Genomic DNA, 21,650 nt, shown 5'->3' with positions numbered 1-21,650 from the left:
GTCGACGTCCCTCCGCCCACCCGCCCGCCGGCGCGGGCCGGCGACCACACCGGCGCCGTCCTCGCCGAGTGGGGGATCACCGACGCGCGCGCGGCGGAGCTGTGGCGCTCGGGCGCGATCGTCGAACGCGCCGAGGCGCTGCGCGCCGCCACGGCGGACGCCACCGCCACGGCGGGCGATCAGGCCGCGACGGCCGATCAGGGCACGGCGGCCGGGGCGGACAGCCCGGCCCGCGAGTCCGCCACCGGGGGGGTCGCGCGATGAGCGTGCGCGCGGGGACGTTCGCACCCCGGATCGGGCTGAGTGGTACCCCGATCCCCTTCACCACCCTGGTGGACGCCAATCCCGAGCCGTCGGCGGGCCCCGACCCGTCGACCGGCGCGCCGGTGGCCACCTTCCTGCTGCGGCCCTCACCGTGGCTTGCCGGCCTGTCCGAGCGTGGGCTACCCGCACCCCAGGTGATCGTCGCCGACGTCGCCGCCGGCGCCGCGGCCCTGCTCGACCGCGCCGGCGGGTACCGGGTCATGACCGAGTCGCTGCGCCTCGACCCGCTCGGCGAGGCCGGACCGCGGCTGCGCGCCACCGCGCACGCCTCGGTGGCGCACGGCCCTCGCGCGCTCACCGTCGGCGTCGTCGCATCCCTGCCGGACGCCACTGCGGACGGGAACGGCGCGGAGCGCACCGGCGCGAACGGCGCGCCCCCTGTCTCCGGCGGCGCGGGTGGCGCCGAGGCGGGTAGCGCGGGCCCGGGAGACGGTGGGGACGCCCAGGCGGGAACGGTGGCGGGGCATCTGTCCGCGCGGATCCTCGTGCTCGACCCGCGCCAGGCCGGCGGGCGCGTCGACGCCCCGTCCCGGGTGCCGACGGGGCACACGCCGGCGGTCGAGGACCTGCTGGGCGACGCCACGACGCTGGAGCACGCCGACGCGGACGTGGTCCGGCTGCGCGTGCCGGCGCACGGCGACGTCGGCAACTCCTACGGGTTCATGCACGGCGGCGCCGTCGCGGTGTACACCGACATCGGGCTGGAGTGGCTGCGCGGGCGGCCGGCGCCGGACCTCGCCGGTTCGCGGGTGCTCTCGGTCACCCTCGACTACCTGGCGCCGGTGCGGCTGCGGGGCGCGGTGGGCGTGACCTCGAGGATCGTCGAGCGCGGCGGCGGGCGGGCCATCGTGGCGGTCACGGTGGCCGGCGACGGCGACGCCGCGTGCGCGATCGCGTCCTATACAGTGCGGCTGCGCCGGCGATGACCGGTCGACGCGACGGACAGTGGGAGAACGGGACGTGGAGGGCGACGTCACCACCGATGCGCGGGCGCCGCTGATCCGGCACCGCTCGAACGCCGAGCTCGTCGCGAACCACCTGCGGCACTCGATCGTGCGCGGGGAGCTGCCCGACGGCAGCGCCCTGCCGACCCTGGAGCACCTGCGCCGGCGGTTCGGCGTCGGGCTGCCGGCCACCCGGGAGGCGCTGCGCATCCTCGAGTCCGAGGGGCTCGTCACGGTGCTGCGCGGCAACACCGGCGGGTCCGTCGTGCACGCGCCGAGCCTGTCCGGGGCCGCCTCCCGGCTCGGCATGGTGCTGCGCAGCCAGCAGGTGGACCTCACGGACCTCGCCGGGGCGCTGCGGGCGATCGAACCGGTCTGCGCGCAGCTGTGCGCCGAGCAGTCCGACGAGGCGACGGTGGGCGAGCTCACCGAGCTGATCGAGCAGACCCGCGCCGCCACCGCGGACGAGCACACCGCCATCGCGCTCAACCGCCGCTTCCACGAGACGCTCGCCGAACGCTGCGGGAACCGGACCCTGCAGGCCCTCGTCGGCACGCTGGAGCTGCTGTGGTCGGGGCAGGAGGAGGACTGGGCGCACAACCTGCCGTCCAAGTACACGATGGAGAACCGGCTGGCCGGCATCGCCGCGCACGAGCGGGTGCTCGACCGCATCCGCGCCGGTGACGGGCCCGGCGCCTACCTCGCGATGGGCGAGCACATCGCCGAGGGCTACACCTACGTCGTGCCCGACGAGGGCGCGGCGGGGGGCGCGGGGGCGTAGCGGGTGCCGGCGCTGTGGGCGAGGAAGTAGGCGTGCACCCGGCGCAGGTTCGCCTCCATCTCCGCCACCGCGTCGTCGATGCGCCCGGCGGTGAACAGCGCGAGGAACCGCTCGCGCGAGGTGATCGTCATGTCGCTGCGGATGGGCCCGGCGACGGTCGACACGTCGGCCATGACCGCCATCAGGGAACGCTGCAGCATCTCCAGAACCTTGTTCCCCGTGGCCTGAGCCAGGACGTTGTGGAACTCGATGTTGATCCTGGCCACCGCCGCCCAGTCGCAGGCGGCGGCCCGCTGCCCCGCCTCACGGACGTTGGCGCGCAGGCCGTCGAGGTCGTCCGGGCCGGCGCGCTCGGCGGCGACCCGCACGACGGTGCTGCTCAGCCAGACCCGCGCTTCGGTGAGGTCGGCGAGGGTGAACCCGCCTATGCTGATCATGTCGGTGAGGCTGCGGGTGACGGGCTCGGAGCGGCCGACCGAGACGAACGCGCCGCCGAGCTGGCCGCGGCGCAGCTCGATCATGCCGGTGATCTCCAGCATCCGCAGCGCCTCGCGGACCATGTTCCGGCTGACGCCGAACTGCTCGGCCATCGCCCGCTCGGCGGGCAGCCGGTCACCCGGGCGCAGCTCGCCGCCCAGGATCTTGCCCCGGATCTGGCCGACGACCTCGTCGAACGACCGGGTCGCCCGCGCCGGGGCGAAGGCGATCGCCGGCTTGCCGGCGGCAGGGGACACCACGCGCACTCCCGGGGACTGGTGGGATCAGGTTACCCGCCGGCGGTGCGCAGCAGCCCGAGCCGGTCGAGCAGGGGGGCGTCGGTGGCGCGCAGCACCGTCACGTCCGTCTCCGCGGCAATGGTGTGCTCCCACCAGCCCGGCAGCGCGACGACGTCGCCGTACTCGCAGGCGTAGTCGTACTCGCAGGCGTAGTCGTACTCGCGGGTGGTCTCGCTCACCTGCCCGGCCGCGATCCGGGCCTGCCCGCCCAGGGTGACGTACAGGTTGTTCGCGGTCGTGCGCAGCGGTTCGGTCCGGCTGCCCGCCGGCAGGGTCAGTACCTCCAGCCCGATCGAGCGCAGCGCCCCGCCGTGCGGCAGCGCGGTGAGACGCCCCCCGCCCTCGCGCGCCCGCGCCGCCAGGCGCGCCGTGCGCAGCCGCATCGGCGAGTCCGGCTCGGCGCCGTCGACGCGCTGCACGAGGTCCGGGTGCGTCTCGAAGAACATCGGGCCGAGGTGCTGCACGAGCGGCACGTCGAGGATGTCGATCCAGTAGGCCTCGGCCTCGCTGTCGTTACCGTGCCCGTGCCACATCCAGTTCGGGGTCAGCAGGACGTCGCCGGCCTCCATGTCGACGCGGACCCCGTCGACGACCGTGTAGGTGCCCTCGGGCACCTCGAGAGCGACGCGCAGCGCGTTCGGCGTGTGGCGGTGCGCGCGCGGCGACTCGTGCGGCAGCACCATCTGGAACGCGGCCACCAGGTTCGTGGTGGAGGCGTAGTCGTTGCCTTCGTGCGGGTTGACGCAGATGAGGTTGCGGCGCTCGGCGAACTCCACCGAGACGAACCCACCGGCGTCGTGCAGGAAGGCCCGGGCCTCGCGGAAGCGCCACTGGGCGGGCACGAAGTCACGCCTGGGTTCGGGGTACAGCGACGGGGTGGGCTTGGCCCAGCCCGGACCGAAGCTCCGCGTGCCGAGCGCCTCGAAGTAGCCGGCTGGCGCGTGCGTCGTCATCGGTCTGCCCTCCGACCTGGATCCCCGCGGATCTGGCTCTCCGCGGACCAACCGTGTCAGTATGGTTGAACCATTCTGACAATGGGGGGAGATCCGTGCAACCCGCCTGTGACGTCGTGATCATCGGGGCCGGTCCGGTCGGCCTGGCCCTCGCCGGGGACCTGGGCTGGCGGGGGGTGACAAGCCTGCTCGTCGACCGCGGCGACGGCACCATTCACCAGCCGAAGATGGACCTCGTCGGCGTGCGCACGATGGAGTTCTGCCGGCGCTGGGGCATCGTCGAGCGGGTCGAGCAGAGCCCCTACCCGCGCGACTACCCGCAGGACAACGTCTACGTCACCGCCGTCACCGGCTACGAGCTGGGCCGGGAGAGGGTCGCGGCGATGGGGACGTCGTCCCCGCCGCCGCAGAGCCCGCAGAAGCGGGAGCGCTGCCCGCAGGACATGTTCGACCCGATCCTGCAGCGCTTCGTCGCCACCCGTGACGAGGCCACCGTGCGCTACCGGACGGAGTTCGTCGCGGTCACCGAGGACGTCGATCGCGTCGAGGTCACGCTGCGCGACATCGAGTCCGGGCAGACCGAGACGGTGCGGGCGCGCTACCTTGTCGGCGCCGACGGGGCGACGAGTGCCGTGCGCGAGTTCGTGGGCATCCCCATGGAGGGCGAGCGCTCCCTCACCTACACCACGAACATCATCTTTCGCTGCCCGGACTTCGTGTCGCTGCACGACAAGGGCCGGCTGTACCGGTACATCATCATCGGCCAGGAGGGCACCTGGGCCACGATCGTCGCCATCAACGGCAACGACCGCTGGCGGATGTCCATCATCGGGGACACCAACCCGCGACTGTTCTCCCCCGAGGAGATCGACGAGGCGATCCGCCGCGCGGTCGGCGTCGACTTCGACTTCGAGATCGAGAGCGTCGTGCCGTGGACGCGCGGCGAGCTCGTCGCCGCCTCCTACGGCCGCGGCCGGGTGTTCCTCGCCGGCGACGCCGCGCACGTGATGTCGCCGACCGGCGGGTTCGGCATGAACACCGGCATCGGCGACGCGGTGGGGCTGTCCTGGACGCTGGAGGCGAACCTGCGCGGCTGGGGCGGCCCGGGGCTGCTCGACGCGTACGGGCCCGAGCGGCGCCCGGTCGCCCAGCGCAACGCCAGCGAGGCGAGCACGAACCTCGGCCGGATGCTGTCCACCCGTACCACGCTGCGCCCGCCGCCCGAGTTCCTCGACGACACGCCCGCCGGCGCGGCGGCCCGCACCACGCTGGGCGCGACGTTCAGTGAGATCATGAAACACGAGTGGCACACGATGGGCATGCACCTGGGCTACTGGTACGACGACTCCGCCGTTGTCGTATCCGACGGCACCCCCACGCCGCCGGACGAGCGGATGACCTACACCCCGATCAACCGCCCCGGCGCCCGCGCGCCGCACGTGTGGCGCGCGGACGGCAGCTCCACCCTCGACCTGTTCGGCCGCGGTCTCGCGCTGCTGCGCGTCGGCGCGGACGCCCCCAGCGCCGACACGCTCGCGAACGCGGCGCAGACCCTCGGCGTGCCGGTGACCGTCACCGCGATCGACGAGCCGGCCGTCGTCGCGGCCTACGGCAGCGGGCTGACCCTGGTCCGCCCGGACGGCCACACCGCCTACCGGTCGGCGAGCGCGCCGGACCCGGCCGAGGCGGCCCGGATCATCGACATCGTGCGCGGCGCGGCGCCGCGGCCGCTCGCGTCGCCCGCGTCGGCGACGGCAGCAGCGTCGGCGACGGCAGCGGCGACGGAAGGAGTGGGAGCGTGAGGATCGCACGGTACGACGGCGGCCGGATCGGCCTGGTCGACGGCGAGGAGATCGTCGAGGTCACCGACCTCTCGCCGGTCCCGCTCGGTAGCTGGCCGCCCGTCACCGAGATCGCGCTGTACGCGCGGTTCGACCAGCTGCGGCCCGAGCTGGAGCGGCGGCTGGCCACCGGCGCGCGGGTGGCGCTCGCGTCGGTGCGGCTGGAGTCGCCGGTCGGCTGGCCACACCAGCTGCTCGCCTACCCGGCGAACTACCAGGCCCACCGCGAGGAGATGAACTCGCCGAACCGCGCGGACAAGAACGGCTTCTTCCTCAAGGCGACCTCCTCGCTGTCCGGCCCGCGCGACCCGATCGTGCTGCCCGAGCTCGCCGACCGCGAGGTACACCACGAGTGCGAGCTGGCGATCGTCATCGGCCGGCGCGGCCGGCACGTGTCCCGCGAGGACGCCCTCGACCACATCCTCGGCTACAGCTGCCTCATCGACGTCACCGTGCGCGGCACCGAGGAGCGGGTGATGCGCAAGTCCTACGACACGTTCACCCCGCTGGGCCCGTGGATCGTCACCCGCGACGAGATCCCCGACCCCGACGACCTCGATCTGTGGCTCCTCGTCAACGGCGAGGTCCGCCAGCGGGCCAACACCCGCGACCTGCTCGTCGACGTCCGCGGCATGATCGAGCTCGCCACCTCGGTGACGACCCTGGAGCCGGGGGACGTCATCGCCACCGGCACCCCGTCGGGCGTCGGTCCGATCCGCCCGGGCGACGAGGTGCGCATCCACGTCGCGGGCGTCGGCGAGATGACGGTGGCAGTGGTCCAGGGCCGCGGCGGCAGCAACATCGCCTTCGAGTACGCCGCCCGGACCGCCGCGGGCGGCGGTCGCTGAGCGACCCGGGACCACCGCACATCCGCCCCCGTCCAACCCATCAGCATCGAGTGCGTCGGCCTGCCGAGCGCTGCTGGATCGCGACGATGTCGGCGGCCTGCCGCAGGGTGGGAACCTCCAGGAGCATCGTCACCGCCCTTCCTTACCGCCCTTCCTTCGCCGGGCGGCCCGCGGCGAGGATCGGGGCGAGTCGGGTGCACACGGTCTGGATGTGGCGGGCGACGGTCTCTTCCGGCTGGCCACCGACCGAGGCCCACAGGAACACCGTTTCCACGGGGGCGTCCCCGACAAAGTCGAAGATCCGCGCGGCGACAGCCTCGGGGTCCTCACTGACCCACGCCTGGATCCCCCCGGCCATCCGCGCGGCCGCCACGTCGTGGCCCGCCTCGGCCAGCCCGGCCCGGTAGGGCTCCCACAACGCCGCGTCCGCGCTGAGCAGCGACTCGCCGAGAAGCCCGGCGCGGCGCGCGCCCTGCGGGCCCTGATAGCCCATCCAGATCGGCGGCGGATCCTGCACCGGCCGCGGCGTGACACCGCCCGGCGCCCACAAACGGCGGATCTCCCGAGCCCGCTCGTCGGTCTGTGCGTAGCGACGCTGCAGCGAGGCGCCGAACAGCTCGTACTCCGGCACCCGGTAGCCCGCGCCGATCCCGAGGTCGAGCCGCCCGTTCGAGACGAGGTCGACCATCGCCGCCTGCTCGGCGATCTCCGCCGGATGATGCAACGGCGCGATCACGATCGCGGTCCCGATCCGCACCCGCGACGTCCGCGCCGCGATCGCCGCCGCATACGTCAACGGCGCCGCGATGTAGTCGTCATCGAACCGGCGGTCATTGCTCACCGAACTCCTTCCCGAGCCCCGCTCGGGCGGGGATGGCACAACCCTGACCAGCGGATCCCGCCAGATCACGGACCCCGGCCGGGGCAAGGGATGTCGATGTCGTCGTGCGGCCCGTGATGCACGCGTGCGGTGGCGCCCGGGTCCTATGCCACCCTGGCGGTGAGCACCAGCACCGCCACGCGCAGCCACCATGCCTACGTCGTCGAGGCCGAGGAGCGAGCCAGACGTGCCGATCAGGCCAGGGAGAATGAGGCGAACCGCCGCGTAGCGGAGGAACGGTTGCGGATCGCCCGGGAACTGAGGTCGACGAGTACATCTTCGAGGCGTTGCGGTCAGGGGCCAGTGGCTTCCTGGGCAAGGGCGCGCGCCCGGACGCTCCGATCGACGCGATCCGCACGGTCGCCCGCGGCGATGCGCTGCTGTCGCCTTCGGCCACCCGCAGACTCATCGCCAGATTCCTCATGCTGTAGGACAGCCAGCCGGTCCCGGTGTCGTCGCCGCCCACCACTCTCACCGACCGGGAACGCGAGGTGACCACCGTCGTCGCCGACGGCATGTCCAACATGGAGATCGCCGATCAGCTGACGCTCAGCCCACTCACCGTCAAGACCCACGTCAACCACGCCATGACCAAACTCGGCGCCCGTGACCGCGCTCAACTCGTCGTCCTCGCGTACCAGACCGGCCTGACCCGGGCGTCGTGGCCGCGGTTGTGATCTACCACGTCGATCTGGCACCCGGGATGCCATGAAGCTCTACGTTCCGTGCGCTGTTGACCTCCTGGCGCAGTGGGTGAATGTGGAGCGTCGCAGACGTCACCGCGTTAGCCTGGAGGCTGCACCACGTGAATGCGGACGATGCACGTGACCGCACCGGAACGCCAGCCACCCTCCGCGGTCCCCATCCGCCGGTCATCGGACAGCAGGCAGGGCCAAAGGGGGGAAGGGTGGTTGGCCTTCCCGCGCATCATCGCGCGCCCGGCTCGGGTCGTCGTACGGCCGTCTCCTCTTGCCGCTGGTGGCTCCGCTGCTGCCGGTCGTGGTCGGAGTGCGCCGAATCCTTGTTGCGTCCGGGCCATGGCGTCGTCGACCACGACGGCCGGGTCCCGAGACGGCGACGACGGCGAGGGTCGCCGGGGCCGTGTGAGGGATGCGGGGCGTCGCTGGTGGGCCGGCCGGTGGCCAGGGTGGAACGCCGGCAGGTGTTCGACCTGCCCGAGGTGCGTCCCCATGTCACCGTGGCTCAACGACCATCGCCGGCTGACCATCCGTTACGAACACAACGGCCGTGACTTCCTCGGATTCCTCAGCCTCGCCGCCGCGATGACCTGCTGGAAGAAACTCCCCCACCCCACGTAAGACACGCTCCTGAGTGCAATTCCCAGGCGTGAACAGGAACGGTCAACCGCAAGGGGCCTGACGCTGTGGAAGTCATCAGTCGTGGTGATCTGGTGTTTCTTGGCCATCCAGTGTCCGGGGGAGCCAGCCGTAGAGTGGGCACGTGGGTGTCGTCCCGGCCGCCGAGCAAGCCCTATCCGTCCTCCGTTACCTCGGCGGCCAGGCCAGCCCGATGCCGGCCGCCGCGATCAGCCGTGACCTGCGGCTGCCGCGCTCAACCACGTACCATCTGCTCGACACGCTGATGCGCGCCGGCTTTGTGGTCCACGTGCCGGAGGAGCGGCGGTACGCGCTCGGAGTGGCGGTGTACGAGCTGGCGTCGGGGTACAGCCGGCAGGCGTCGTTGCAGCGAGTAGCCCGCGCACCTCTCGCCGCGCTCGTCGACCGCACCGGCCAGAACGCGCATCTGGCGATCATGCATGGTAGCGACGTCGTGTACGTCATCGAGGAGCGAGCGGCCGGCCGCCCACCGCTGATCACCGACGTCGGTGTCCGGCTGCCCGCGCACATCACCGCGAGTGGCCGGGCGATTCTGGCGCGCCTACCGAACGCGCAGGTCCGCGCGCTGTACCCGAACGCGTCGGCGTTCGTCCTGCGCAACGAGCTCGGCCCGCGGTCGCTCTCGGCGCTACGCCAGCTACTCGTCATCACCCGCCAGCGCGGCTACGCCCTGGAGGACGGCGAGGTGACGACGGAGTTCGCGTCGGTGGCGACGGCCGCGTGTGACCGCACCGGTCACCCTGTCGCGGCGGTGGCCCTGACGTTCCCGAGCGAGGAGATCGACGACCGCGGCCGGGCCCGGCTTGCCGAACAGGTGGCCCGCACGACCGCGGAGCTGAGCCGGCGGCTGGGCGGCGCCTGAGGGCCTACTCCGGGGGGAGGAAGAACTCGTACTCGGCGGCCAGCTCCTCGAGGCGGTCGAGGCGCATCTGGGTCCCCTCCCTGTCGTGGTCAGCGATCAGTTCGAGCAGCGCGGCGGCCATCTGCAACGGTGCGACCTGCGAGTCGAAGACGAAGTCCGGGTTGACCGGGGCGGGAAGGACGATGTCGCCGTAGGGTGCGAGCGGGCTCAGCGCCGAGTCGACGAGCAGCACGACCATCAGCCCCTCCTTCTTCGCGGCCCGCACCGCCAGCAGCGCCTGCGCCGGGTAACGCGGCATGACGATGGCGAGCATCGCCGTCCCGCCGGCCAACCGTGCCTGCGCGATCTTTTCGACCAGATGGCTGTCGCTGCCCCACAACGCCATGACAGACGGGTGGATCTTCGAGGCGAAGAAGGAGAACCAGGAGGCGATCGGCACCGACCCGCGAAACCCGCACACCGGCATCGGCCGGGACGCGGCGAGTGCGGCCGCCGCCTGGTGCAGGACGGACAGGTCGACGAGCTGGTCGCGCAGGAACGTCAGGCTTTCGATGCTGTGCTCGACGGCGACCTGCATGCGGTTCAGGTCCTTGCCCTTGTCGGCCGCCCGGGGACGTGGGGCGAGCACCACCTCGCGGATCGCCTCGATCATCGCCGCGTAGCCGGAGTATCCGACGGCTGTGGCGAACCGGGTGACCGACGGCTGGCTCACGCCGACGCGCGCGGCGAGTTCGACGCTGGACAGGAACGCCACCTCGGAACCGTGGTCGCTGATGTAGCGGGCGATGCGCCGCTGGGCGGGCGTGAGCACGCCCGACCTGATGCCCTCGACGAACAGGTCGTCGACGGTGCCGCCGGCCCGCGGCACCGGTGCGGCGAAGGGCCGGGTCGTATCCCGGCCCTTCGCCGCCCGCGCGGCTCCGTCGGGCGATGCCGACCTAGGCAACGGCCAGCTCGACGATCGCGCCCTGCCGGAGCCATGTCTCCAGGCCCACGAGGCGCATCTCGAGACTCCCCTTGACGACCTCACCTATGTAGGAGATCCGCAGCGGCTCGTCGGCGGTGTCGTCGCCGTAGACGATGCAGAACTGCTGGCGCGGGCTGTAGAAGCAGACGGCCCCGGTGGCCTCGCCCGTCTCCTCGCGGCGCATCCGCCCCACCTCCTCGGTGCGGTACATGTTTTCCCAGGCAGCGACAACCGGGAGCGTGAAGAAGACCATGTCGCCGATCAACTTACCGTGCTGCAGGGTGCTCTTCATCGGTAGCTTCTCACGCAGCGTGGCAGCGAGATTCGGGACCTTGTCCTCCCAGACCTCGATGCGGCAGGCGTCCACTCCGTTGACGGTGAACCTCAGTTCCATGCGGTGACGACCTTTCGGATTCGCGGTGAACGGCTCAGACGACCGCGCGGTCCTTGCGGGGGAAGGCGTTTCCGAGCGCCCACGGATAGACGGCGTCGACAGTCATGTGCAGCCGGTTGGCGTAGGAGATCGCGGCGGAGGTGAGGCGGTGCAGGTCCTGGAGGGACTCCGCGGCGCAGGCGGCCGCGACGTAGGCGTGGATGAGGGATGCCGCGTGCGGGAGTCCGACGAAGTCGAAGAAGTCGGCCTTGTAGCCGATGATCTGCTTGATGATCGACTGCAGTGTGGCGAGGTCGGATGTCTCGATCTCGCAGACCTGGATGACGCCCCAGAGCATCTCGTCGGAGAGAGTACGCGCCTCGCCCTCGGCGAACATCAGGGTGGACAGGTACTGGCCGCGCGCGCCGGTGCCGCGGGGCACCTCGCCGCGGCCGAGCGCCGCCACCTCGTCCGGGATGGTGAGCCAGATGGCCTCCCGCTCGGCTTCGAGCACGGCGATCATGTCATCGACTGTGTTGGACACGGGTTTTCCTTTCACGTGGCCAGGCCGTGTGAACCGCGCTCGGCTCAGAGCACGGCCTTCAGGAAGGCGCGGGTGCGGGGGTTGCACGGGTTGTCGAGGACGTCGGCGGCCGAGCCCTGCTCGACGATGAGGCCGTCGTCCATGAACGACACCGAGGTCGCGATCTCGCGGGCAAACGCGATCTCGTGCGTGACGATCACCATCGTCATCCCGGAGCGGGCGAGGTCGCGCATGACGGCGAGCACCTCCCCGACGAGCTCGGGGTCGAGCGCGCTGGTCGGCTCGTCGAAAAGGATCAGGTTTGGGTCCATCGCGAGCGCCCGGGCGATGGCGACGCGCTGCTGCTGGCCGCCGGACAGCTGCGCCGGGTAGTGGTCGGCGCGTGCGGCCAGCCCGACCCGGTCGAGCAGCTCGAGCGCCTGCCGCCGCGCATCGGCACGGGACATCCCGCGCACCGTCATCGGCGCGCACATCACGTTGTCGGCGGCGGTCAGGTGCGCGAACAGATTGAATCGCTGGAACACCATCCCGAGACCAATGCGGTTGCGGGCGATCTGCCGCTCGGGCAGCTCGACGATGTGGCTGCCCCGCACCGCATGCCCGATCAGCGCGCCGTTGACGACGATGGCGCCGGCGTCGATCGGCTCGAGATGGTTGATGCAGCGCAGCAGCGTCGACTTACCCGACCCCGACGGGCCGATGAGGCAGGCGACACCGCCGTCGGCGACCGCGAAGTCGACGCCGCGCAGCACCTCATGGGAGCCGAAGTACTTCCGCACACCACGGGCGTCCACCATCAGGCGGCTGCCCGGTGTTCCGCCTCGTTCCCGGGGCCCCTGCCCTCCCCCATCGGCGGTGGCCTCCGTTTGCTCGCTCCTCCCGCTCACGCGATCACCGCTTCGTCCGGGATCGGCGCGCGGCGCTTCGCCCGGGTCGGCGCGCCCCGGGAGAAGCGGCGTTCAATGAACATCTGGCCGAACGAGAGCACCGTGGTGAGCGCGAGATACCAGATGCTCACGACGATGAGCAGCGGGATCGTCTCGAAATTGTGCCCGTAGATCGTCTGCGCGGAGTACAGCAGATCGGACAGCGCGATCACACTCACCAACGACGTCAGCTTGAGCATGCCGATGACCTGGTTGCCGGTCGGCGGCACGATGACCCGCATCGCCTGCGGAAGCACGATCTTGCGGGTGACCTGCGGGAACGTCATGGCGAGCGCGCGCGCCGCCTCGACCTGACCCTCATCGACGGACTTCAGCCCGCCGCGCACGATCTCCGCCATGTACGCCGCCTCGTTGAGGCCGAGGCCGAGCAGCGCGGCGGCGTACGGCGTGATGATGGCGGTGGCCGATCCCGAGACGAACGCCGGGCCGCCGAACGGCACACCAACTGACAGCCTCGGGAACAGCGCTGCGAGGTTGTACCAGAAGACAAGTTGGACGAGGACTGGTGTGCCCCGGAAGAACCAGATGTAGCCGCGGGCCGCCCACGAGAGGAACGGGTTCGACGACAGCCGCATCAGGGCGAGGACGATGCCCAGCACGATGCCGACCGCCATGGCGACCGCGGTCAGCCAGCTCGTAAGGACGAGTCCATCGAGGATGGCGCCGTCGAACAGATAGTGCCCGATCTCGCCCCAGCCGACATTCTTGTTCTCCACCAGCACGTCGACGACGACGGCGACCCCCAGCAGGACAATCGCGGCGCCGACCGGCCCCCGGACGCGCCGGGGGTGACGGACCGGCAGCGCGGCGATCTTCGCGGCCTCCAGGTCGGACCCATGCCGGGTGTCCGGCGCGGGCCCGGATCCGGGCCGCTCGTGCTCGCGGCTCATGGACATGGTGGTCGGCCGGTCAGGGCTTCGGCGCGGGTATCGGGTCACTGGCGGCCAGGTTGATGCCCGGTTTCGTCAGCTCCAGTGCCGGCAGGTCCCACCTGCTCATGATCTTGTCGTAGGAGCCGTCGGCGATGATCGTCTTGAGGGCCCCGAGGAACGCCTGCTGCAGCTCGGTGGCCTTCTTGTTGAAGACCATTCCGTTGTAGTACTTCTGCAGCAATGGGTCGGTGACGTAGCGCAGCGGCTTCGGCGCGGCCTTCTGCAACGCTTCGGCGGCGGCGTAGTCGTTGAGCACGAAGTCCACGCGGCCGGAGTACAGCGCGAGCAGCGCGGCATTCGCCGACGGGAACTGCTGGATCTCCACCGGCGGCTTGCCGCTGCTCGCGCAGTGCGGGTTGATCGTCGAGGTGATCTGCTCGGCGAGGTCGAGGCCCTGCTGCGTCGCGGTCTTGAGCCCGCACAGCGTCAGCGGATCGGTGGTGATCGATGTGTTCGTCGCGAGCGTGTAGACCGCGCCGGTCGCGTAGGCGTTGTCGACGAAGGTCACCTGCTTCTCGCGCTCGGTGTTGTCGGAGATGCACTCCATCGCCATGTCGTAACGACCGCTCTGGACGCCCGGGATCAGGCTGTCGAACGCGATCGAGGTGGCGTCGACGCGGACGCCGAGTTTGGCCGCCATCGCGTTCCAGAGGTCGGGCTCGTAGCCGACCATCTTCCCGTTCTCGAGCGTCTCGCACGGCGGATACTCCGCGTCCGTGGCGAGGTGCACGACGCCGGACTTCTTGATGTTCTCCGGAAGCATGTCGTGTAGCGCACTCGACGCGCTGCTCGCGCCCGTCGAGGCCGGCGTGCCGCCGGCTGACGGCGTGCCGCCGCCCGAGCTCGAACACGCGGAGGTGGCCAGCGCCATGGCGGCCACCGCGGCGACGGTGGCGACCGCCGCCTTGACAGTGGGTCGGATCATCTGATCTCCGTCGGTCGTGGGAGCGGGCGACGGCCGGGACCGGCGGGGTCCGATCCGGGCCGCGGCGCTTCCGCTGCATGAATCCATCAATTCATAGATCTTGAATCTCTGAATGCAACAGACACTCACACAGAAATTTTTCATTCACGTTGCGGGGACGGGTCGTCCGCGTCACCAAACGGAATGTCTGAGATCTCAGACAGATGCTGGTCTGGGCGTCCATCCGGGACGGCCAAACATCTCGTATCCCAGACAGTTCTGCGAGTGTCGCGACTACCGCAGCGGCCGTAGTACCCAGAATCATGGGGCCATGGACGAAATCGCCGTCGGCGTCGAGGCGCTGACCGAGGAGCAGGTCGTCGCCGTCGCGCGGCACGACGCCCGCGTGCGCCTGTCGGCCGGGGCCTGTAAGGCCATCACCGACAGCCGGGAGGTCATCGAGGCGCTCGCGGACGACCCGCGGCCGCACTACGGCATCTCCACCGGGTTCGGGGCACTGGCCACGCGGCAGATCGCGCCGGCCGACCGGGCGAAGCTGCAGCGCAGCCTCATCCGCTCGCACGCTGCGGGCTGCGGCCCCGAAGTCGAGCGCGAGGTGGTCCGGGCGCTGATGCTGCTGCGCCTGTCCACCCTGGCCACCGGGCGAACCGGAGTGCGCCTGGAGACGGCCGCGGCCTATGCGGCGATGCTCAACGCGGGCGTCACGCCCGTCGTCCACGACTACGGTTCGCTCGGCTGCTCGGGTGACCTCGCGCCGCTCGCCCACTGCGCGCTCACGGTCATGGGCGAGGGCACCGTCCGCGTCGGCGACGATGTCCTGCCCGCCGCCCAAGCCCTGGCCGCTGCGGGCATCACGCCGGTGGAACTCCGGGAGAAGGAGGGCCTCGCACTCACCAACGGCACCGACGGCATGCTTGGCATGCTGACGCTTGAGACGTACGACCTCGCCCTGCTTCTGCGCACCGCGGACATCAGCGCCGCCCTGAGCGTGGAGGCACAGCTCGCCACCGACGCCGTCTTCGCGGCGGACCTGCAGGCGTTGCGCCCGCACCCGGGGCAGGCCGACAGCGCGGCGAATCTGCGAGCATTGCTCGCCGACTCCGCGATCATGGCCAGCCACCGCGGTCCCGAGTGCACGCGGGTGCAGGACGCGTACTCGCTGCGCTGCTCACCCCAGGTGCATGGTGCCGCGCGGGACACCCTCACCCACGCCCGGACCGTCCGTGATCGTGAGCTCGCGAGCGCCATCGACAACCCGGTCGTCACCGTGGACGGCCGGGTCGAGAGCAACGGCAACTTCCACGGCGCGCCGGTCGCCTACGTGCTCGACTTCCTCGCCATCGCCGTGGCCGACGTGGCATCGATCGCCGAGCGGCGTACCGACCGGTCCCTCGACCCGGCGCGGAACCATGGTCTGCCGAGCTTCCTGGCCGACGACCCCGGCGTCGACTCCGGCTACATGATCGCCCAGTACGCGCAGGCGGCGATCGTCTCGGATCTCAAGCGGCTGGCGGTGCCGGCGTCGGTCGACTCCATCCCCTCCAGCGCGATGCAGGAGGACCACGTGTCGATGGGCTGGTCCGCAGCCCGCAAGCTGCGCCGGGCGGTCGACGGGCTGGCCCAGGTGCTCGCCGTCGAGATCCTCGTCGCGACCCGCGCGTTGGACCTGCGCGCCCCGCTCGAGCCCGCGCCCGCCACCGCCGCCGTGCGCGCCGTCCTCCGCGAGGCCGTCCCCGGGCCCGGGCCCGACCGTTTCCTCGCACCAGACATCGCCGCGACGGTCGATCTCGTCCGGTCCGGCCGCTTCGTCGCGGCCGCCGAGGCCGCCGGCGGCCCGCTGCACTGACCCACTGCTCCCGCCGTCTCAGCCGGCGGCACCGGCCTTGGCCCGAGGAGGACGACATGGAAGGTGCCCGCCCCGTGCGCGCACCCCGCGGCACCACGCTCACCGCCCGTTCGTGGCAGACAGAGGCCCCGATGCGGATGCTCATGAACAACCTCGACCCCGAGGTGGCCGAAAGCCCAGACGACCTCGTCGTCTACGGCGGCACCGGCCGCGCCGCCCGCAACTGGGCGAGCTTCGACGCGATCGTGCGCACCCTCACCGACCTGCGAGCCGACGAGACGCTGCTGGTGCAGTCGGGCAAGCCCGTCGGCGTCATGCGGACGCACGAGTGGGCGCCGCGGGTGCTGATCGCCAACTCCAACCTCGTCGGCGACTGGGCCACCTGGCCGGAGTTCCGCCGACTCGAGCGGCTCGGGCTGATGATGTATGGCCAGATGACCGCCGGCTCGTGGATCTACATCGGGACGCAGGGCATTCTGCAGGGCACGTACGAGACCTTCGCGGCGGTCGCGGCGAAGCGGTTCGGCGGCTCGCTCGCCGGCACCCTCACCGTCACGGGCGGCTGCGGCGGCATGGGAGGCGCTCAGCCGCTGGCCGTCACCCTCAACGACGGTACCTGCCTCGTCGTGGACGTCGACCCGACCCGGCTCCAGCGGCGCGCCGAGCACCGCTACCTGGACGAGATCGCGCGGGATCTCGATGACGCGATCAGGCGCTGCGAGCGGGCCAGAGCCGACCGGGTCGCGCTGTCCGTCGGCCTCGTCGGCAACTGCGCGACCGTGCTGCCGGAACTCCTGCGACGGGGTGTCGAGGTCGATGTCGTCACCGACCAGACGTCCGCTCACGACCCTCTCTCCTACCTGCCCGAGGGAGTCGACCTCGACGACTGGAACGACTACGCGAGCAGGAAGCCCGACGAGTTCACCGACCGGGCGCGCGCGTCGATGGCCAGGCATGTGGAGGCGATGGTCGGCTTCCTCGACGGGGGCGCCGAGGTGTTCGACTACGGCAACTCGATCCGCGACGAGGCGCGGCGCGGCGGCTTCGAGCGAGCCTTCGCGTTCCCAGGGTTCGTCCGGGCCTACCTCCGGCCGCTGTTCGCCGCAGGCAGAGGACCGTTCCGGTGGGCGGCGCTGTCCGGTGATCCGCAGGACATCCACGCCACCGACCGTGCGGTCCTCGAACTCTTCCCGGACAACGAGCGGCTGCACACGTGGATCGACGCGGCCCGGGCCAGGGTGGCGTTCCAGGGACTGCCCGCGCGCATCTGCTGGCTCGGCTACGGCGAGCGCGACCAGGCCGGTCTGCGGTTCAACGAGATGGTTGCCTCCGGCGAGCTGCGCGCCCCGGTGGTCATCGGCCGGGACCACCTCGACTGCGGCTCGGTCGCGTCGCCGTACCGCGAGACCGAGGGCATGGCCGACGGATCGGACGCGATCGCTGACTGGCCGCTGCTCAACGCGCTCGTCAACACCGCGTCGGGCGCCACGTGGGTGTCGCTGCACCACGGCGGGGGTGTGGGCATCGGCCGTTCGCTCCACGCGGGCCAGGTAACCGTCGCCGACGGCACCGACCTCGCCGCCCGCAAGATCGAGCGGGTGTTGACGAACGACCCTGGGATGGGCGTCATCCGCCACATCGACTCCGGTGACGCGCTCGATGACGCACCGCTGCGCGCCTACCCCGAGGCCGGCGTCGGTATCCCGATGGCGCAGGCCTGACCGATGACTTTCGACCGGCTGTGGGGCGACCTCGAACAGGTGGGCCGCGCCCCCGAAACAGGCGGCTACCGCCGCTACGCGTGGACCGCGACGGACTTCACGCTGCGCGAGTGGTTCGCCGGCGAGGCCGCGGCGCGCGGCCTGGACCTCACCGTCGACCGCGCGGGCAACCAGTGGGCGTGGTGGGGCGACCCCGACGCCGCCATCGCCGCCGGCCGGCCGGGCGTCGCGATCGGCTCGCATCTGGACTCGGTGCCCGACGGCGGCGCGTTCGACGGCCCGCTCGGGGTGGTGAGCGCGCTGCTCGCCGTCGACGCGCTGCGGGCGAAGGGCGTCACTCCATCCGTGCCGATCGGCGTCGTGAACTTCGGCGACGAGGAGGGCACCCGGTTCGGCGTGGCATGCGCCGGGTCACGAATGCTCACCGGCGCGCTGCCCGCGGCGCGCGCACTGCTGCTGCGCGACGGTGACGGGACGAGCATGGCCGAGGCGATGGCGCGTGCCGGCCAGGACACCGCGCACGTCGGCCGCGACCAGGAGACGCTGGGCCGCGTCGGCTGCTTCGTCGAACTACACGTCGAGCAGGGCCGCCGGCTGGTCGAGGACGGCCGCCCCGTCGCGGTGGGCACCGGGATCTGGCCGCACGGCCGCTGGCGGATGGAGTTCGCCGGGCAGGCCAACCACGCCGGAACCACGCGCCTCGCCGACCGGCGCGACCCGATGCTCGACTACGCCCGCGCGGTGCTGCGCGCCCGCGCCCTCGCCGAGCGGCACGGCGTCGTCGCCACCTGCGGCAAAGTCGTCGTCGAGCCGAACGGCGTGAACGCGATCGCGTCGCGCGTTCTCGGCTGGTTGGACGCCCGTGGTGCGGACGCCGACGCCGTCCACGCGCTGGTGGCCGAGCTGTCCGACGGTGTCGCCGTGCGCGCGGAGTCCTGGACGGCGGCGACAGCGTTCGACACCGCACTCGGTGACCGACTCGCGGCGGTGCTGGACGACGCGCCCCGCCTCGCCAGCGGCGCCGGCCACGACGCTGGGATCCTCGCCGAGGCGGGCGTACCGACGGCGATGCTGTTCGTCCGTAACCCCACCGGCGTCTCGCACTCCCCTGCCGAGTTCGCCGAGCACGACGACTGCCTGGCCGGTGTCGACGCGCTCACCGCCGTCGTCTCGGACCTGACCGCCGTCTCGGGCCTGGCGGCATGACCGTTCTGTTCGCGCGGCACGCCCTGCTACCCGGCGGCACCGCGCGCGACGTGGTGATCGAGATGGCCGACGGCCGCTTCACCGCCGTAACCCCGGACAGTGACCTACCCGCGGGCGCGGAGATCCTGCCGGGCGTCGTGCTGCCCGGGTTCGCGAACGCGCACAGCCACGCGTTTCATCGCGCGCTGCGGGGACGCACCCACGCCGGCGGCGGCACGTTCTGGACGTGGCGGCGGGCGATGTACGCACTCGCGTCGCGCCTCGACCCGGACACCTACCTCGCGCTCGCCCGCGCGGTCTACGCCGAGATGGCGCTCGCGGGGATCACCACGGTCGGCGAGTTCCACTACCTGCACCACGCGGCGGGGGGCCGGCGGTACGCCGACCCGAACGCGATGGGGCGCGCACTCCAGCGGGCGGCGGCGGATACCGGCATCCGCCTGACCCTGCTCGACACCTGCTACCTCGCTGGCGGGCTCCACGGCCGCGGTCACCAGCCGCTCGACGGCGTCCAGCGACGCTTCGCCGACTCCAGCGTCGACGCGTGGGCTGCGCGCGTCGAGGACATGGCGAACTCGCCCGGGTTCATCGTGGGCGCCGCCGTGCACTCCGTGCGCGCCGTCCCGCGGGACGATCTACCACTGGTCGTCGCGGCCGCCGGGGAGCGTCCGCTGCACGTGCACCTGTCCGAGCAACCCGCCGAGAACGAGGCGGCCCTCTCCTACTACGGGCGCACGCCCACCGCGCTGCTCGACGGCGCCGGCGCGCTCACCCCGCGCACCACCGTCGTCCACGCCACGCATCTCGACCCCGCCGACGTCGCGACCCTGGGCGCCGCGCGGGTCACCGCCTGCCTGTGCCCCACCACCGAGCAGGACCTCGCTGACGGCATCGGGCCGGCCCGCGCCCTCGCCGACGCTGGAGCCGTGCTCTCACTCGGCAGCGACCAGAACGTGGTCGTCGACCTCATCGCCGAGGCGCGCGCACTCGAATCCGGCGAGCGGCTGGCGTCCCGACGGCGCGGACGCTTCCACCCGCGCGAGCTGCTCGCCGCCGCCACCGCGCACGCCTCGCTCGGCTGGCCCGACGCGGGGGCGATCGCGCCGGGCCTGCGCGCCGACCTCGTCTGTGTACGTTCCGACACCGTCCGCACCGCCGGCGCCGCACCCGACGAGATCCTGTTGGTCGCCACCGCGGCCGACATCGACACTGTCTACGCCGACGGGTCGCCCCTGGTGACCGGCGGACGGCACCGGCTGGGCGACGTCGGGGCGTCGCTCACCACCGCCATCGGTTCGTTGTGGGAGGATCTGTGACAAGCGTGCAGGTCGACGGCATCGCGGAGCTCGTCACCAACGACCCGTCCCGCGGCGACGAGACCGCGCTCGGAGTGCTGACCGACGCCGCTGTCGTCATCGACGATGATCGCATAGCGTGGGTGGGACCGTCCGCCTCGGCTCCGGCCGCCGACCGCCGAATGGACGTCCGGGGCCGGGCTGTCATCCCGTCGTTCGTCGACTCGCACTCCCATCTCGTGTTCGCCGGCGACCGCGCTGACGAATTCACAGCGCGAATGGCAGGCACGCCCTACGACGGTGGCGGCATCCAGCGGACGGTCCAGGCCACCCGCGTCGCAACAGACAAAGAACTGCGTGCGCTGCTCGCTACCCGGGTCGACGAGATGCACGCTCAGGGCACGGGGACGGTCGAGATCAAGAGCGGTTACGGACTGACCGTCGAGGATGAGGCTCGGCTGCTGCGCCTGGCCGGGGAGGTGACCGACGAGACAACCTTCCTCGGGGCGCACATCGTGCCTCCGGGCGTGGACGTCGACGCCTACGTCGCACTGGTCACCGGGCCGATGCTCGCCGCCTGCGCCCCACACGCAAGGTGGATCGACGTCTTCTGCGAGCCGGCCAGCTCACACGCCTTCGACGGAGACCAGGCCCGGGAGGTACTCGAAGCCGGCGTGGCCGCGGGACTCGGCCTCCGTGTCCACGGCAACCAGCTCGCGACCGGGCCCGGGGTGCGGCTCGCGGTCGAATTCGCGGCGGCGAGCGTCGACCACTGCACCTACCTGTCCCGCGCTGACGTCAACGCCCTCGCCGGGAGCGCCACCGTCGCGACGCTGCTGCCCGGCGTCGAGTTCGCCACCCGGTCGCCCTACCCGGACGGGCGGGCCCTGCTCGACGCCGGAGTACGCCTTGCGTTGGCGACGGACTGCAACCCCGGCACCTGCTACACGAGCTCGATGCCATTCGTCCTCGCCCTGGCCGTGCGCGAGATGGGCCTGACGCCGGCCGAGGCGCTGTGGGCGGCAACGGCGGGTGGAGCCGCGGCGCTGCGCCGTGACGATGTCGGGCGGCTCACCGTCGGGGCCGCGGGACATCTCACGGTGCTGGACGCCCCGACCTACCAGCACCTTGCCTACCGCGCCGGCGTCCCGATCGCGCGGTGCCTGGACCTGGGTTGGCCAGCCCGACCCGCGGAAGCCGGCAGGACGTCACCCATCTGATCCCGCTCGTCGAGGCCATCTCGTCCTGCGCCGCGCGACGACCCCGGCGACTCACCTCGGCGATCTTGACGGCCAGCACCGGGCCGGGCGCACCGCTGGTCCCGCTG

Annotated in this window: 22 protein-coding genes; 13 read left to right on the top strand and 9 right to left on the bottom strand. The window is 71.9% G+C overall.

The window, feature by feature from the left end; all coding sequences use genetic code 11:
* From C1A33_RS34525 to C1A33_RS02740, 3 genes are all read left to right on the top strand, one after another.
* A partial coding sequence (locus C1A33_RS34525) for a hypothetical protein (RefSeq protein WP_207770125.1) occupies positions 1-264 on the top strand: 264 nt, incomplete at its 5' end.
* The gene (locus C1A33_RS02745) at positions 261-1,250 is read left to right on the top strand and encodes a PaaI family thioesterase (RefSeq protein WP_115537913.1); all 990 of its coding nucleotides are present in this window, start codon (positions 261-263) and stop codon (positions 1,248-1,250) included. The genes C1A33_RS34525 and C1A33_RS02745, both read left to right, overlap by 4 nt.
* A gap of 34 nt (positions 1,251-1,284) precedes the next feature.
* Positions 1,285-2,049: a FadR/GntR family transcriptional regulator gene (locus C1A33_RS02740; protein ID WP_133150549.1), complete on the top strand. Its 765-nt coding sequence runs from the start codon at positions 1,285-1,287 to the stop codon at positions 2,047-2,049.
* Here the strand turns inward: C1A33_RS02740 and C1A33_RS02735 are convergent.
* Both C1A33_RS02735 and C1A33_RS02730 read right to left on the bottom strand, forming a co-directional pair.
* A complete protein-coding gene (locus C1A33_RS02735) occupies positions 2,004-2,786 on the bottom strand; it encodes a FadR/GntR family transcriptional regulator (RefSeq protein WP_165818200.1) in 783 nt (260 codons plus the stop codon). The two genes, C1A33_RS02740 and C1A33_RS02735, sit on opposite strands and share 46 nt — an antisense overlap.
* Positions 2,787-2,815: 29 nt before the next feature.
* On the bottom strand, positions 2,816-3,778 hold the full coding sequence (locus C1A33_RS02730; protein WP_101829948.1) for a cupin domain-containing protein: 963 nt from the start codon (positions 3,776-3,778) through the stop codon (positions 2,816-2,818).
* Between the two features lie 95 nt (positions 3,779-3,873).
* Here C1A33_RS02730 and C1A33_RS02725 point away from each other — a divergent pair, with 95 nt between their 5' ends.
* Both C1A33_RS02725 and C1A33_RS02720 read left to right on the top strand, forming a co-directional pair.
* On the top strand, positions 3,874-5,580 hold the full coding sequence (locus C1A33_RS02725; RefSeq protein ID WP_207770124.1) for an FAD-dependent monooxygenase: 1,707 nt from the start codon (positions 3,874-3,876) through the stop codon (positions 5,578-5,580).
* Positions 5,577-6,467, top strand: coding sequence for a fumarylacetoacetate hydrolase family protein (locus tag C1A33_RS02720; protein ID WP_101829947.1), 891 nt, complete (start codon positions 5,577-5,579; stop codon positions 6,465-6,467). The genes C1A33_RS02725 and C1A33_RS02720 overlap by 4 nt, the downstream gene beginning before the upstream one ends.
* A 142-nt stretch (positions 6,468-6,609) precedes the next feature.
* Here the strand turns inward: C1A33_RS02720 and C1A33_RS02715 are convergent, their stop codons facing one another.
* Positions 6,610-7,308: an LLM class flavin-dependent oxidoreductase gene (locus C1A33_RS02715; RefSeq protein ID WP_243407100.1), complete on the bottom strand. Its 699-nt coding sequence runs from the start codon at positions 7,306-7,308 to the stop codon at positions 6,610-6,612.
* A 488-nt stretch (positions 7,309-7,796) separates the two neighbouring features.
* On the opposite strand from C1A33_RS02715, the gene C1A33_RS38285 reads away from it, so the two are divergent.
* The 3 genes from C1A33_RS38285 (at position 7,797) to C1A33_RS02700 (ending at position 9,567) form a co-directional block, all read left to right on the top strand.
* The gene (locus C1A33_RS38285; RefSeq protein ID WP_341477173.1) at positions 7,797-8,024 is read left to right on the top strand and encodes a response regulator transcription factor; all 228 of its coding nucleotides are present in this window, start codon (positions 7,797-7,799) and stop codon (positions 8,022-8,024) included.
* Positions 8,025-8,537: 513 nt separating this feature from the next.
* The gene (locus C1A33_RS37305; protein WP_279354582.1) at positions 8,538-8,666 is read left to right on the top strand and encodes a hypothetical protein; all 129 of its coding nucleotides are present in this window, start codon (positions 8,538-8,540) and stop codon (positions 8,664-8,666) included.
* A 142-nt stretch (positions 8,667-8,808) separates the two neighbouring features.
* On the top strand, positions 8,809-9,567 hold the full coding sequence (locus C1A33_RS02700; RefSeq protein WP_101829945.1) for an IclR family transcriptional regulator: 759 nt from the start codon (positions 8,809-8,811) through the stop codon (positions 9,565-9,567).
* Positions 9,568-9,571: 4 nt separating this feature from the next.
* Here the strand turns inward: C1A33_RS02700 and C1A33_RS02695 are convergent, their stop codons facing one another.
* From C1A33_RS02695 to C1A33_RS02670, 6 genes are all read right to left on the bottom strand, one after another.
* A complete protein-coding gene (locus tag C1A33_RS02695) occupies positions 9,572-10,513 on the bottom strand; it encodes a MurR/RpiR family transcriptional regulator (RefSeq protein ID WP_165818199.1) in 942 nt (313 codons plus the stop codon).
* Positions 10,506-10,928 (bottom strand): DUF3830 family protein, encoded by a 423-nt coding sequence (locus tag C1A33_RS02690; RefSeq protein WP_101829943.1) that lies wholly within the window; start codon positions 10,926-10,928, stop codon positions 10,506-10,508. Before C1A33_RS02690 ends, C1A33_RS02695 begins: the two co-directional genes overlap by 8 nt.
* 34 nt (positions 10,929-10,962) lie before the next feature.
* Positions 10,963-11,451, bottom strand: a complete 489-nt coding sequence (locus C1A33_RS02685) for a cucumopine synthase-related protein (protein WP_207770123.1) — start codon at positions 11,449-11,451, stop codon at positions 10,963-10,965.
* A 44-nt stretch (positions 11,452-11,495) separates the two neighbouring features.
* Positions 11,496-12,248 carry an amino acid ABC transporter ATP-binding protein gene (locus C1A33_RS02680; protein ID WP_101829942.1) on the bottom strand — a complete coding sequence of 251 codons (753 nt, stop codon included), beginning with the start codon at positions 12,246-12,248 and terminating at the stop codon, positions 11,496-11,498.
* Positions 12,249-12,334: 86 nt separating this feature from the next.
* Positions 12,335-13,288 carry an amino acid ABC transporter permease gene (locus C1A33_RS02675; protein ID WP_207770122.1) on the bottom strand — a complete coding sequence of 318 codons (954 nt, stop codon included), beginning with the start codon at positions 13,286-13,288 and terminating at the stop codon, positions 12,335-12,337.
* A 19-nt stretch (positions 13,289-13,307) separates the two neighbouring features.
* Positions 13,308-14,255 carry an ABC transporter substrate-binding protein gene (locus tag C1A33_RS02670; RefSeq protein ID WP_207770121.1) on the bottom strand — a complete coding sequence of 316 codons (948 nt, stop codon included), beginning with the start codon at positions 14,253-14,255 and terminating at the stop codon, positions 13,308-13,310.
* A 310-nt stretch (positions 14,256-14,565) separates the two neighbouring features.
* Here C1A33_RS02670 and hutH point away from each other — a divergent pair, with 310 nt between their 5' ends.
* Genes hutH through hutI form a run of 5 tightly spaced genes read left to right on the top strand, consistent with a single transcriptional unit; the run spans position 14,566 to position 21,543 of the window.
* Complete coding sequence (hutH, locus tag C1A33_RS02665; protein ID WP_101829940.1) at positions 14,566-16,101, top strand: histidine ammonia-lyase; 1,536 nt, start codon at positions 14,566-14,568, stop codon at positions 16,099-16,101.
* A gap of 56 nt (positions 16,102-16,157) precedes the next feature.
* Positions 16,158-17,822: a urocanate hydratase gene (gene hutU / locus C1A33_RS02660; RefSeq protein ID WP_101829939.1), complete on the top strand. Its 1,665-nt coding sequence runs from the start codon at positions 16,158-16,160 to the stop codon at positions 17,820-17,822.
* Between the two features lie 3 nt (positions 17,823-17,825).
* Positions 17,826-19,028, top strand: a complete 1,203-nt coding sequence (locus tag C1A33_RS02655) for an allantoate amidohydrolase (RefSeq protein WP_101829938.1) — start codon at positions 17,826-17,828, stop codon at positions 19,026-19,028.
* Entirely contained in the window at positions 19,025-20,344 is a 1,320-nt protein-coding gene (locus C1A33_RS02650) for a formimidoylglutamate deiminase (RefSeq protein WP_101829937.1), read from the top strand. Before C1A33_RS02655 ends, C1A33_RS02650 begins: the two co-directional genes overlap by 4 nt.
* On the top strand, positions 20,341-21,543 hold the full coding sequence (gene hutI, locus C1A33_RS02645) for an imidazolonepropionase (RefSeq protein ID WP_101829936.1): 1,203 nt from the start codon (positions 20,341-20,343) through the stop codon (positions 21,541-21,543). The genes C1A33_RS02650 and hutI overlap by 4 nt, the downstream gene beginning before the upstream one ends.
* Positions 21,544-21,650 lie beyond the last annotated feature (107 nt).

The organism is Frankia canadensis (genome assembly GCF_900197875.1).
Taxonomy (GTDB): Bacteria; Actinomycetota; Actinomycetes; order Frankiales; family Frankiaceae; genus Frankia; species Frankia canadensis.
The sequence above is the reverse complement of the archived record's forward strand: the minus strand, read 5'-3'. Positions and strand labels throughout refer to the sequence as shown.

Excerpts from the sequence above, each read along its gene's own strand:
- C1A33_RS02655 (WP_101829938.1), top strand. The coding sequence starts at position 17,826 with ATGACTTTCGACCGGCTGTGGGGCGACCTCGAACAGGTGGGCCGCGCC.
- C1A33_RS02670 (WP_207770121.1), bottom strand. The coding sequence starts at position 14,255 with ATGATCCGACCCACTGTCAAGGCGGCGGTCGCCACCGTCGCCGCGGTG.
- C1A33_RS02745 (WP_115537913.1), top strand. The coding sequence starts at position 261 with ATGAGCGTGCGCGCGGGGACGTTCGCACCCCGGATCGGGCTGAGTGGT.
- C1A33_RS02675 (WP_207770122.1), bottom strand. The coding sequence starts at position 13,288 with ATGAGCCGCGAGCACGAGCGGCCCGGATCCGGGCCCGCGCCGGACACC.
- hutH (WP_101829940.1), top strand. The coding sequence starts at position 14,566 with ATGGACGAAATCGCCGTCGGCGTCGAGGCGCTGACCGAGGAGCAGGTC.
- hutU (WP_101829939.1), top strand. The coding sequence starts at position 16,158 with ATGGAAGGTGCCCGCCCCGTGCGCGCACCCCGCGGCACCACGCTCACC.
- C1A33_RS02690 (WP_101829943.1), bottom strand. The coding sequence starts at position 10,928 with ATGGAACTGAGGTTCACCGTCAACGGAGTGGACGCCTGCCGCATCGAG.
- C1A33_RS02680 (WP_101829942.1), bottom strand. The coding sequence starts at position 12,248 with ATGGTGGACGCCCGTGGTGTGCGGAAGTACTTCGGCTCCCATGAGGTG.
- C1A33_RS02730 (WP_101829948.1), bottom strand. The coding sequence starts at position 3,778 with ATGACGACGCACGCGCCAGCCGGCTACTTCGAGGCGCTCGGCACGCGG.
- C1A33_RS37305 (WP_279354582.1), top strand. The coding sequence starts at position 8,538 with ATGTCACCGTGGCTCAACGACCATCGCCGGCTGACCATCCGTTACGAA.
- C1A33_RS02650 (WP_101829937.1), top strand. The coding sequence starts at position 19,025 with ATGACCGTTCTGTTCGCGCGGCACGCCCTGCTACCCGGCGGCACCGCG.